The 12,335-nt window shown below is 66.5% G+C and carries 10 protein-coding genes; all 10 read right to left on the reverse strand.

Annotated features, from left to right (window positions below; translation table 11 throughout):
* Positions 1-358 precede the first annotated feature (358 nt).
* The 10 genes from tdh to nuoK all read right to left on the reverse strand — a co-directional run bounded on the left by tdh (position 359) and on the right by nuoK (position 12,164).
* Positions 359-1,396, reverse strand: a complete 1,038-nt coding sequence (gene tdh, locus KUV62_RS12205; protein ID WP_261395607.1) for an L-threonine 3-dehydrogenase — start codon at positions 1,394-1,396, stop codon at positions 359-361.
* A complete protein-coding gene (locus KUV62_RS12210) occupies positions 1,393-2,580 on the reverse strand; it encodes a glycine C-acetyltransferase (protein WP_222603993.1) in 1,188 nt (395 codons plus the stop codon). The genes tdh and KUV62_RS12210 overlap by 4 nt, the downstream gene beginning before the upstream one ends.
* A gap of 126 nt (positions 2,581-2,706) precedes the next feature.
* A complete protein-coding gene (locus KUV62_RS12215; RefSeq protein WP_222604323.1) occupies positions 2,707-3,276 on the reverse strand; it encodes a helix-turn-helix domain-containing protein in 570 nt (189 codons plus the stop codon).
* A 51-nt stretch (positions 3,277-3,327) separates the two neighbouring features.
* Positions 3,328-4,995: a ribonuclease J gene (locus tag KUV62_RS12220; protein WP_222603994.1), complete on the reverse strand. Its 1,668-nt coding sequence runs from the start codon at positions 4,993-4,995 to the stop codon at positions 3,328-3,330.
* Positions 4,992-5,771, reverse strand: a complete 780-nt coding sequence (locus KUV62_RS12225) for a type III pantothenate kinase (protein ID WP_222603995.1) — start codon at positions 5,769-5,771, stop codon at positions 4,992-4,994. The genes KUV62_RS12220 and KUV62_RS12225 overlap by 4 nt, the downstream gene beginning before the upstream one ends.
* A gap of 14 nt (positions 5,772-5,785) precedes the next feature.
* Complete coding sequence (locus tag KUV62_RS12230; protein WP_222603996.1) at positions 5,786-6,532, reverse strand: biotin--[acetyl-CoA-carboxylase] ligase; 747 nt, start codon at positions 6,530-6,532, stop codon at positions 5,786-5,788.
* Between the two features lie 126 nt (positions 6,533-6,658).
* Positions 6,659-8,101 (reverse strand): NADH-quinone oxidoreductase subunit NuoN, encoded by a 1,443-nt coding sequence (gene nuoN / locus KUV62_RS12235; RefSeq protein ID WP_222603997.1) that lies wholly within the window; start codon positions 8,099-8,101, stop codon positions 6,659-6,661.
* 11 nt (positions 8,102-8,112) lie between these two features.
* The gene (locus tag KUV62_RS12240; RefSeq protein WP_222603998.1) at positions 8,113-9,663 is read right to left on the reverse strand and encodes an NADH-quinone oxidoreductase subunit M; all 1,551 of its coding nucleotides are present in this window, start codon (positions 9,661-9,663) and stop codon (positions 8,113-8,115) included.
* Positions 9,663-11,852: an NADH-quinone oxidoreductase subunit L gene (gene nuoL / locus KUV62_RS12245; protein WP_222603999.1), complete on the reverse strand. Its 2,190-nt coding sequence runs from the start codon at positions 11,850-11,852 to the stop codon at positions 9,663-9,665. The genes KUV62_RS12240 and nuoL overlap by 1 nt, the downstream gene beginning before the upstream one ends.
* A 6-nt stretch (positions 11,853-11,858) precedes the next feature.
* Positions 11,859-12,164, reverse strand: a complete 306-nt coding sequence (gene nuoK / locus KUV62_RS12250) for an NADH-quinone oxidoreductase subunit NuoK (protein ID WP_007799404.1) — start codon at positions 12,162-12,164, stop codon at positions 11,859-11,861.
* Positions 12,165-12,335: the final 171 nt, after the last annotated feature.

Raw genomic sequence — 12,335 nt, forward strand, 5'->3', positions numbered from 1 at the left:
GATGCATAGTTGTGACAGGTTTCAGCGGGCGGCGCGGCCGCGATGGCCCGCCGCCCGCTGAGAGCCATGCGGTGTCTGTGCCTGCTCGTTGCCCTCGCTGAGGCGGGCGCTTGGAACGCCGGATGCTGGCGCGCATCGTCGGTCCGCCGAATGGCGTTCTCTCCGCAGATCCTCTCGATCTATTCCGGCCAAGTCCAAAGGAGCACGCACCGCGGCGTCTTGCCCAGCCAGATCCTCCGCCCGGGGGGCGGGCCGGCGACGCGCGGCGGCTACGCCTGGGGTCCGCGCGGGGCAGAGGACGAGCATCAGACGACTTCGACCGTTTGGCTAAGGGGAAATCTGCCGGTGCAGCCCCCCGTCACCGCCAGTCCAGCACCACCTTGCCGGAAAGCCCGCTGCGCATGATCTCGAAGCCCTCGCGGAAGTCCTTCGCGGCGAAGCGGTGGGTGATGACCCGGCGCACGTCGAGCCCGTTTTCCAGCATCGCGATCATCTTGTACCAGGTCTCGAAGATCTCGCGGCCGTAGATGCCCTTGAGCGTGATCGCCTTGAACACGATGCGCGACCAGTCGACCGGGCTCTTGCCGGGCGGGATGCCAAGGAGCGCGATGCGTCCGCCCATCACCAGGCTCTCGACCATCTGGTCGAGCGCCGCCTGGTTGCCCGACATCTCGAGCCCCACGTCGAAGCCCTGCTTCATCTTCAGCCGCGAAGCCACGTCGCGCAGATCCTCCTGCGCCACGTTGACCGGCACGACGTCCGTGACCTGCGCCGCCAGTTCCAGCCGCGCCGGGTTCACGTCGGTGATCACCACGTGGCGCGCGCCCACGTGCCGCGCCACCGCCGCCGCCATGATGCCGATGGGGCCGGCGCCGGTGATCAGCACGTCCTCGCCCACCAGATCGTAGCTCAGCGCCGTGTGCACCGCGTTGCCCAGCGGATCGAGGATCGCGCCGATCTCGTCATCGACAGCGTCCGGCAGCGGCACCACGTTGAAGGCCGGCAGGCGCAGATACTCGGCGAAGGCCCCCTGCTCGTTGACGCCGATGCCGCGGGTCTCGGGATCGAGATGGAAGCGCCCGGCGCGGCTCTGACGGCTCTGGCGGCCGATCAGATGCCCCTCGCCCGAGCAGCGCTGGCCGATCTCGAGCCCGGTCACGTCGCGGCCCAGCTCGACGATCTCGCCGGCGAATTCGTGGCCGGTGATCAGCGGCACAGGAACGGTGCGCTGCGCCCATTCGTCCCAGTTCCAGATATGGATGTCGGTGCCGCAGATGCCGGTCTTGTTGACCCGGATCAGCACATCCTCGGGGCCGATCTCGGGCACCGGCGCCTCGACCTGCCAGAGGCCCGGCTCCGGCTTCGATTTCTGCAATGCGATCATCTGGTTGGTCATGTCAGAACCCCTGTGTCTCGGCCCGCCTGCGCGAATGCCGCCAGCGCCTCGTCGAGATCCGAGCGGGTCAGCGCGGCGTTCATCTGGGTGCGGATGCGGGCGCGGCCCTTGGGCACCACCGGGAAGAAGAAACCCGAGACGTAGACGCCGAGCTCGTAGAGCCGCTGCGCCATCGCCTGCGCCTTGCGCGCGTCGTAAAGCATCACCGGAATGATCGGGTGCTCGCCCTCCAGCAGCTCGAAGCCCGCCTCGGTCAGCCCCTCGCGCCAGTACCGGGCGTTGTCGAAGAGCTGCGCGCGCAGGTCGTCGCCCTGCTCGACCAGATCGAGCGCCTTGAGCCCCGCGGCCACCACCGCCGGCGGCAGCGCGTTGGAGAACAGGTAGGGCCGCGCGCGCTGGCGCAGCAGGTCGATGACAGGCTGCGGCCCGGCGATATATCCGCCAAGCGCGCCGCCAAGCGCCTTGCCGAGCGTGCCGGTCAGCAGATCGGCGCTGACGCCGCAGTGGGCCGGCGTGCCCTGCCCCTTGGGCCCCATGAAGCCGGTGGCGTGGCAGTCATCGACCATCAGCAGCGCGTCATAGCGATCGGCCAGCGCGCGGATCTCGGGCAGCTTGGCGAGATAGCCATCCATCGAGAACACCCCGTCGGTGGCGATCATGATGTGCCGCGCGCCATCGGCCCGCGCCGCTTTCAGCTGCGCCTCGAGATCCGCCATGTCGGAATTGGCGTAGCGGTAACGCTTGGCCTTGCACAGCCGGATGCCGTCGATGATCGAGGCGTGGTTGAGCGCATCCGAGATCACCGCGTCTTCCGGGCCGAGCAGCGGCTCGAACAGCGCGCCGTTGGCGTCGAAGCAGGCGGCGAAGAGGATGCTGTCCTCGGTCCCGAGGAAGGCGGCCAGCCGCTGCTCCAGCTCGCGGTGCAGATCCTGCGTGCCGCAGATGAAGCGCACCGAGGCCATGCCGTAGCCGTGATCGCGCATCGCCGAGCTTGCCGCCTCGACAAGCGCCGGGTGATCGGCAAGCCCGAGATAGTTGTTGGCGCAGAGATTGATCAGCTCGCGCCCGTCGACGCCCACGCGGGTGCCCTGCGGCGAGGTGATCAGACGCTCGGTCTTCATCAGGCCCTCGGCCTCGATCTCCGCGAGCGTGTCGCGCATGTGGCTGAGAAAAGCATCGGACATAGTGGCGCTCCTTCCGTTGGACTGCGCCCCTTTTCCGTCATTGCGGATTTCAGGTCAATATAAAAGATACGCTATCACGGATTCCCGTCCGCTATCGCGCCACCCATTGCAGGGCCAGTCGCGCCGTCACGGCGTCTCCACGATCAGGAAGCAGCGGGCGCCCTGCTCGCCTGCGCGGATCGCATGCGCGACATCGGCAGCGTAGCGCGCCGTGTCGCCCGGCGCGAGCGTCTCCTGCGCCTCGCCCGAAACCACGCTCAGCCCACCCTCGAGCACGGTCAGGTGCTCGCGCGCGCCCTGCCCGTGCGGCTCGCTCTCGAGCGCGCCGCCGGGATCGAAGCGGATGTCGTAGATCTCGTGAATGCCGACCTTCTCGGGCTCCGAGAGGATGGTAATGTGGCAGCCCTGGCCGTGGCCGGTGATGGTCGGCGCCTGCGCGGCGCGGATCACCTCGATGCTGCGCTCGGGCTGACCGAGCTCCAGCAGCCCGGCGAAATCCACCTGCAGCGCGCGGGTGAGGTTCCACAGCGTCGCCACGGTGGGATTGCTCTCGCCGCGCTCGATCTGGCTCACCATCGAGCGGCTGACGCCCGAGAGCTTGGCCACCGCGTCGAGCGACAGGCCACGGGCCTGCCGCGCCTCTTTCAGGCGTCCGGGAATGCGGCCGAGCACCGCCTCTGCATCATGATCCGTCATGACGGACGGGATGACGCAAGGCGGCGCCTTCGTCAACGGGGTCTCACCGCCTCAGGAGAGGCGGCTGACCACGATGGTGACTTCCGGCTTCTTGCCGATTTCGTTCTGGGCGCTGTTGCGCACGATGCGGCGCATGCCCTCCTCGATCTTGTCGTCATCGGTGAGGGTCTTCTCGCCGGCGCGGCCGAGGAACTGGCTGAGGTCCTCCTCCAGAACATCGACCAGCGGCGCGTTGCTGCGGCCGATCTCGGGCAGGCCCTTAAGCTCGCACCACGGCTCGCCCAGCGGCTCGTCATCCTCGTCGAGGATCACCGTCACGATGACATGGCCGTTCAGCGCCATGCGGATGCGGTCGCGCACGATGCCGTCGAGCGCGCCGATCTGCACCGAGCCGTCGAGATAGGTGCGCCCTGCCTCGATCCACTCGGCCACGGTCGGCTCGTTGCCGCTGAGGTCCATCATCATGCCGTTGACCGCCAGCACACCGGTGCGCCCCTTCGACTGCGCCAGCTTGACATGCTCGCGCAGGTGGCGGTGCTCACCGTGCATCGGGATGACGATCTGCGGCGCCACGATCTCGTGCAGACGCGCGAGGTCCGGCCCGTTGGCATGGCCCGAGACGTGATACTTGCCGGCGCTGTCATCGACCACGTCGACGCCCTTTTCCGACAGGTTGTTCATGATCCGGATCACGTCTTTCTCGTTGCCCGGAATGGTCTTGGAGGAGAACAGGAAGAGGTCGCCCTCCTTCAGCTCGATGCCGTTGTACTTGCCGCGCGAAAGCTGCGCGCTGGCCGCCCGGCGCTCGCCCTGGCTGCCGGTGACGATCAGCATGACGTTCTCGCGCGGGATCTGCACCGCGTCCTCAGGCCCGATCACCTTGGGGAAATCGGTGAGCACGCCGGTCTCGATCGCGGCCTCGATCATCCGCCGCATGGCGCGGCCCAGAAGGCAGATCGAGCGGCCCGCCTTGGAGCCCGCCTCGGCCAGCGTCTTCACCCGCGCCACGTTGGAGGCGAAGGTGGTGGCGACGACCATGTTGGGGGCCGCGGCGACCAGCTCCTCGATATTGGGGCCGACCTCGCTCTCCGAGCGGCCCGGGTTCGGCGAGAACACGTTGGTCGAGTCGCAGACCAGCGCCTTGACGCCGCCCGAGGAGACCTCGGCCCAGAGCTCGGGATCGAAGGCCTCGCCCACCACCGGGCTGGTGTCGAGCTTGAAGTCGCCCGAGTGGATCAGCCGGCCGGCGGGCGTGTCGATGACCAGCGCCGAGCTCTCCGGGATCGAGTGCGAGATCGGCAGGAAGCCGACCTTGAACGGCCCTGCCTCGACGGTCTCGGGCCATTTCGAGCAGGTCTGCACCGTGTCTTCGGAATAGCCGTACTCGGCCAGCTTCTGGCGCGCGAGATTGGCGGTGAAGGCGCGGGCGTAAATCTTGACGCCGAGGCGCTCGAAGCAATGGCCCACGGCGCCGATATGGTCCTCGTGGGCGTGGGTGATGAACACTGCCTCGATGCGGTCGCGGTTCTGCTCCAGCCAGGAGATGTCGGCGAAGATGATGTCGACGCCGGGGCTGCTGTCCATGTCGGGGAAGGCGACGCCCAGGTCGACGACGATCAGCCGCTCCTTGCCCGGTTCGCCATATCCGTAGACATAGCAGTTCATGCCGATCTCGCCGGCGCCCCCGAGGGGGAGATAGATGATACGCTCGTTACTCATGCAGTTTCCTGCCTCTTGTTGTAGCTGTGTATGACGGTCAGACCATGCATGGTGAGTTCATCCACCCACTCGTCGAACAGGTCCTCGGATTGCTGGAAAAGAGGCGCCAGCCCGCCTGTTGAGATGACCCGCATCGGCCGATCGCGTTCGGCCTTGATGCGGTCGCAAATTTCACGGACGAGGCCGACATAGCCCCAGAACACGCCGGATTGCATGCAGGCCACGGTGTTGGTCCCGACCACACGCTGCGGCTTGGTGATGTCTACATGCGGCAGCGCCGCGGCGGCCTGGTGCAGCGCCTCGAGGCTGAGGTTCACGCCCGGCGCGATCACGCCGCCGACGTAGGCCCCGTCGCGCGCCACCACGTCGAAGGTGGTGGCGGTGCCGAAATCGACCACGATCAGGTCGCCACCATAGAGATCGTATCCCGCCACCGTGTTTACAAGACGGTCGGGCCCGACGGCGGTGCCGGCATCGACGCGCACGTCGACCGGCAGCCGGCAATCGGGCTTGCCGACCACGTAAGGGCGGGTGTTGAAATAGCGATCTGCCAGGACGCGCAGGTTGAACACCACCCGCGGCACCGTCGACGAGATGATCATGTCGGTGATGTCGGCCTCGATGCCCTGGAATTCCATCAGGGTCGAGAGCCAGACGTAATACTGGTCGGCGGTGCGCTGATGCTCGGTCGAGGTCCGCCAGGTGGCGAGGAAGCGCTCTCCGTCCCAGATCGAGAAGACGGTGTTGGTGTTGCCGCAGTCGATGGCCAGAAGCATCCAGGCCTCCTCCCTCAGAAAAACACGTCTGCCGCGGCGATCGCCTGACGCCCGGCGCTGGTCTTCAACACCAGATTGCCGGCAAGGTCCACGGTCTCGAAGGTGCCGGTGATCTCGGCGGTGCCTGTGCGCGCGGTGATCACCTCGCCGAGCCGCGCCGCGCGGGCCAGCCAGGCCTCGCGCAGCGGCGCAAACCCATAGGTCACGAAGCGCGCCTCGTGCTCGGCATAGGCGCTGGCCAGCAGTTCGAGAAACGCATCCGGCGCCACCTGCACCCCGGTCTCCGACAAGAGCGACACCGGACGCAGCGCGCCGGGCTCGACCTCCTCCGCGCCGGGGGCGGACACCAGGTTGACCCCGATGCCGATCGCCAGATGCGCCACGCCGCGGCGCTGGCCGAGGCTCTCGAGCAGGATGCCCGCCACCTTGCCGCCGTTCAGAAGCACGTCATTCGGCCATTTCAGCGCCAGCCCATCGACCCGCCCGGTGGCGGCGACGAAGGCGTCGAACAGCGCCAGAGAGGCCACGAAGCTGCGCAGCGCCACCACCTGCGGCGCCTCGCGCGGCATGGTCAGCAGCGTCGCCGCGAAATTGCCCTCGGGGTTGGCCCAGGCCCTGCCCCGTCGCCCACGCCCGGCACTCTGGCGCAGGGCGCAGATCCATTCCGGCCCCGGCAACGATCCCGCCAGCCGCGCGGCTTCGGCGTTGGTGCTGTCGATCTCCGCCAGCACCCGGCGGCCATATCCCGCGGGCCAGCTCACGCCCGCGCCCTCTTGTGTTTCTTCTGGCTCAAAATATCCCCGCCGGAGGCAAACCCGCCGAAGGCGGCACCAAAAAAGCGACGCGCCAATGGCGCGTCACCGTTTGCAGGCATCTGGCGCAGCGGCTCAGTTGACAAGCGTTGCCGCCGCCGCCGCCGCGGCGCCCTCGACGCCGAAGAGGTTGACCACCCCGGCCACCATCAGGAAGGCCGAGACCATCAGGAAGCCCCAGAGCACCGGCGAGCCGCCGGTATCGAGCGCGTCCTCGCGATCCTCGCCAAAATACATGAAGTAGACGATGCGCAGGTAGTAGAAGGCGCTGATCACCGAGGCGATCACGCCGGCTACCGCCAGCCAGGCCAGCCCGCCGCCATAGGCGGCCTGCAGCACGTAAAACTTGCCGAAGAAGCCGACCAGCGGCGGCACGCCGGCGAGGCTGAAGAGCAGCACCAGCATCGCCAGCGCCTTGCCCGGCTCGCGCTTGGAATACATCCCCAGCGCGCCGATGTCGGTCACCGGCTGGCCGTCGCGGCTCAGCGACAGGATGAAGGCGAAGGTGCCGACATTCATCGTGACGTAGATCGCCATGTAGACCAGCATCGCCTGCACACCAAACTCGGTGCCCGCCGCGAGGCCCATCAGCGCGAAGCCCATATGGGTGATCGAGGAATAGGCCATCAGGCGCTTGATGTTGCGCTGGCCGATCGCGGCGATGCCGCCGAGGAACATCGACAACAGCGACAGCAGCGCCACGACCTGGCTCCAGTCGGCGATGGCGCCGCCGAAGGCGTCGAAGAGCAGCCGGGCAAAGAGGCCCATGGCGGCGACCTTCGGCGCGGTGGCGAAGAACGCGGTGACCGGGGTCGGCGAGCCCTCGTAGACGTCAGGCGTCCACATGTGGAAGGGCACCGCCGAGACCTTGAAGGCGAGGCCGGAGACCATCAGCACCAGGCCGATGAGCAGCCCCAGCGACATGTGGCCCTCGGTGGCCGCGGCGATCACGCCCGAGAACAGCGTGGTACCGGCGAAGCCGTAGACCAGCGAGGCGCCGTAGAGCAGCAGGCCCGAGCTCAGCGCACCGAGCACGAAGTATTTCAGGCCGGCCTCGGTCGAACGCTCGCTGTCGCGGCGCAGCGAGGCCACGACGTAGAGCGCCAGCGATTGCAGCTCGAGCCCCATGTAGAGCGTCATCAGGTCTCCGGCGGAGACCATGACCATCATGCCCACGACCGAGAGCAGCACCAGCACCGGGTATTCGAAGCGCAGCAGCCCGTGGCGCGACATGTAGCCCTCGGACATCAGCAGCACCGCCGCCGCCGAGAGCAGGATCGCCACCTTGGCGAAGCGCGAGAAGGCATCGTCGATGAACATGCCCCAGAACGCCGTCTGGTCCTGCCCGCCGGTGGTGCCGATCCAGAGCGCCATGACCAGCATCACCGCGGCGCTGGCCCAGACCAGCACCGGGGCGAGCTTGTCCTTGCCGGTATAGACCGCGCCGATCAGCGCCAGCATGGCAAAGACCGCCAGAACGATCTCCGGGAGGATGATGTTGAGATCAGCCGAGATCATGCCCCGCCCCCTTAGTGGTTCGCTTCGGCCACGGTCGGTCCGCCGAGATCGGCGGCCGCGACGGCCGTGTCATAATTGCCCACGAGCGCCTCGACCGAGGGCCCGATGATGTCCAGCGCCGCCGCCGGGTAGACCCCGAGCCAGAGCGTCATGACCACCAGCGGCGCGAAGATCCACTTCTCGCGCGCGGTCATGTCCTGGATGGTGCGCAGGCTCTCCTTGATCAGGTCGCCCAGCACCACGCGGCGGTAGAGCCAGAGCGCGTAGGCGGCGGAGAAGATCACCCCGGTGGCGGCCACGGCGGCGACCCAGGTGTTGACCTGGAAGATCCCCATCAGCGTCAGGAATTCGCCGACGAAGCCCGAGGTGCCCGGCAGGCCGACATTGGCCATGGTGAAGAGCATGAAGATCAGCGCGTAGGCCGGCATCCGGTTCACGAGGCCGCCATAGGCGTCGATCTCGCGGGTGTGCATCCGGTCGTAGATCACGCCGACGCAGAGGAAGAGCGCGCCGGAGATGAAGCCGTGGCTCAGCATCTGGAAGATGGCGCCGTCGATCCCCTGCTGGTTGGCGGCGAAGATGCCCATGGTCACGTAGCCCATGTGGGCCACCGACGAATAGGCGATGAGCTTCTTCATGTCCTCCTGCACCAGCGCCACCAGCGAGGTGTAGACGATGGCGATGGCCGACATCCAGAACACCAGCGGCGCCATCACCTCGGAGCCCACCGGGAACATCGGCAGGGAGAAGCGCAGGAAGCCGTAGCCGCCCATCTTCAGCAGGATCGCCGCCAGCACGACGGAGCCCGCCGTGGGCGCCTGAACGTGCGCGTCGGGCAGCCAGGTATGCACCGGCCACATCGGCATCTTGACCGCGAAGCTTGCGAAGAAGGCCAGCCAGAGCATGGTCTGCAGGCCGCCGACAATGTGGATGCCCAGAACCTCGAAATCGGCGAAGGCGAACTCGTGCGCCAGCAGCGTCGGGATGTCGGTGGTGCCGGCATCGGCATACATCGCCACCATCGCCACCAGCATCAGCACCGAGCCGAGGAAGGTGTAGAGGAAGAACTTGAAGCTGGCATAGATGCGGTTCTTGCCGCCCCAGATGCCGATGATCAGGAACATCGGGATCAGCCCTGCCTCGAAGAACAGGTAGAACAGCACCAGGTCGAGCGCCATGAACACGCCGAGCATCAGGGTCTCGAGCAGCAGGAAGGCGATCATGTATTCCTTCACCCGCAGCTTGACGTCCCAGCTGGCGAGGATGGTCAGCGGCATCATGAAGGTGGTGAGCATGACGAACAGCACCGAGATGCCATCGACGCCCATCTTGTAGTTCATCCCCATGATCCAGCTGCCCTCTTCGACCATCTGGAAGCCGGTGTCGGAGGCGTCGAACTGGAACAGGATGAACAGCGAGATCACGAAGGTCGCCGAGGTGGCGATCATCGCCAGCCACTTGGCGTTGCGGTCGGCGGCCGCATCCCCGCCGCGCAGGAACAGCGCCAAGATCAGCGCCGCAAGCGCCGGCAGGAAGGTGACGATGGACAGCAGGTTATCCATTAGTGGGCCCCTCCGAGGATCGACATCCATGTCACCAGGATCGCGATCCCGATCACCATGGCGAAGGCGTAGGTGAAGATGTAGCCGGACTGCGCGCGTCCCGCGAGCTTGGTCAGGAAGGGGATGATCCCCATGGCGACGCCGTTGATGGTGCCGTCGATGACGTTGCCGTCACCGCGCTTCCAGAAGATCCGGCCCACCGCCTTGGCGGGGCGGACGAAGAGGAAATCGTAGGCTTCGTCGAAATACCACTTGTTGAGCAGGAAGAGATACAGCGGGCGCTGGTTCTCGGCGAGCTTGCGCGGCAGGGTCGGGTTCACGATGTAGAACCAGTAGGCGACCACGAAGCCCAGCACCATCGCGATGAAGGGCGAGAGCTTGACCCAGACCGGCGCGTGGTGCGCGTCGTCCATCACGGTGTTGTCGGGCGCCATGTAGATCGCGCCATACTCGAGCCCGGTGGTGGCATGGGCGGCTGCGCCCTCCTCGCCATGCGCCTCGTCCGCGGCGGCGGTCTCTTCGCCGGCTGTGGCTTCGGCCGTGGCGTCTGCGGTCTGCGTGTCCTCGCCGTGAGCCTCATCGGCCGCGGGCGCGGCCTCCTCGGCATGGCCGGCCTCGGCGGTTTCGGTGCCATGGCCGCCCTCGGAGGCCTCGGCGTGATGCGCGGGCATTCCGAAGAAGCCCAGCACCTTGTCGTGGTCGCCGAAGAAGGACTTGTAGAACACCATGCCCGAGAACACCGCGCCGATGGCGAGAACGCCGAGCGGGATCAGCATGACCTTGGGGCTCTCATGGGCGTGTTCGTGCGTGTGCTTGTCGCCCCGTGCCTTGCCGAAGAAGGTCAGGAAGATCAGGCGCCAGCTGTAGAAGCTGGTGAACAGCGCCGCAATGACCAGCATCCAGAAGGCGTAGCCCCCTGCCGTGCCGGCCCAGGCGCTTTCGATGATCGCGTCCTTGGAGACGAAGCCCGCGAAGCCGAACCAGCCGGTCAGCGGGATGCCGACGCCGGTGATTGCAAGCGTGCCGATCATCATCGCCCAGAAGGTCATCGGGATCTTGTTCTTCAGCGCGCCGTAATTGCGCATGTCCTGCTCGTGATGCATCGCGTGGATCACCGAGCCCGCGCCGAGGAACAGCATCGCCTTGAAGAAGGCGTGGGTCAGCAGGTGGAACATCGCCACCGAGTAGACGCCGACGCCGGCGGCCACGAACATGTAGCCGAGCTGCGAACAGGTCGAGTAGGCGATGACGCGCTTGATGTCGTTCTGCACCAGGCCGACGGTGGCCGCGAAGAACGCCGTGGTGGCGCCGAGGAAGGTGATGAAGGCGGTGGCCTGCGGCGCGAATTCCATCAGCGGCGACATGCGGCAGACCAGGAAGACACCCGCGGTCACCATGGTGGCGGCGTGGATCAGCGCCGAGACCGGGGTCGGGCCTTCCATCGCGTCGGGCAGCCAGGTGTGCAGCAGCAGCTGCGCCGACTTGCCCATCGCGCCGATGAACAGCAGGAAGGCGATCAGGTTGGCGGCGTTCCACTCGCGCCACAGGAAGTGCAGCTGGGTCTCGGCGATCCGCGGCACCTCGTTGAAGATGACGTCGAACTGGATGCTGTCGGTCAGGTAGAACAGCCCGAAGATCCCCAGCGCAAAGCCGAAATCGCCGACCCGGTTGACCACGAAGGCCTTCATCGCGGCGGCGTTGGCCGAGGGTTTCTTGTAGTAGAAGCCGATCAGCAGGTAGGAGGCGAGACCCACGCCCTCCCAGCCGAAGAACATCTGCACGAGGTTGTCGGCGGTCACCAGCGACAGCATCGCGAAGGTGAAGAGCGAGAGATAGGCGAAGAAGCGCGCCTTGTAGGGGGTGTGCTCGAACTGCGGATCATGCGCCATGTAGCCGAAGCTGTAGAGGTGCACGAGCGCCGAGACCGTGGTCACCACGATGAGCATGATCGCGGTGAGGCGGTCGACGCGGATCGCCCACTCGGTCGAGAGCGTGCCGCTCTCGATGAAGCGGAACAGCGACACCGTGTGCGCCTCGCCCAGCGTCAGGAACACGATCCACGACAGCAGGCAGGCCAGGAACAGCAGGCCGGTGGTGGTCCACATCGCGGCGGTCTCGCCGATGATCTTCCAGCCGAAGCCACCGATGATGGCGCCCACGAGCGGCGCGAAGAGGATGATCGTCTCCATCTCGCTTTAGCCTTTCATCACGTTGACGTCTTCCACGGCGATCGAGCCGCGGTTGCGGAAGAAGCAGACGAGGATCGCGAGGCCGATGGCCGCCTCGGCGGCGGCCACGGTGAGCACGAAGAGCGTGAAGACCTGCCCCGCGAGATCGCCCAGATGCGCCGAGAAGGCGACGAAGTTGATGTTCACCGAAAGCAGGATCAGCTCGATGCTCATCAGCAGGATGATGACGTTCTTACGGTTCAGGAAGATCCCGAAGATGCCGGTGACGAACAGCACCGCTGCCACCGTGAGGTAATGCTCGACTCCGATCATGTGCGCTCTCCCTTGCCGCGCCGCGACTGGCGCACCCCGAGGACGACGGGAACGAAGATCCCCGCAAAAAAGATGGCTATCCAACTGGCTATGCTCATCGCTGTCCCTCTTCCTGCTCCTCGCAGGGAGCATTTGTCTTGCTTCGGGCCCACGGGCCCCGGTTCTTGTCGC

The sequence above is a fragment of the Salipiger bermudensis genome, from assembly GCF_019801965.1.
In the GTDB taxonomy this organism is placed as follows: domain Bacteria; phylum Pseudomonadota; class Alphaproteobacteria; order Rhodobacterales; family Rhodobacteraceae; genus Salipiger; species Salipiger bermudensis_A.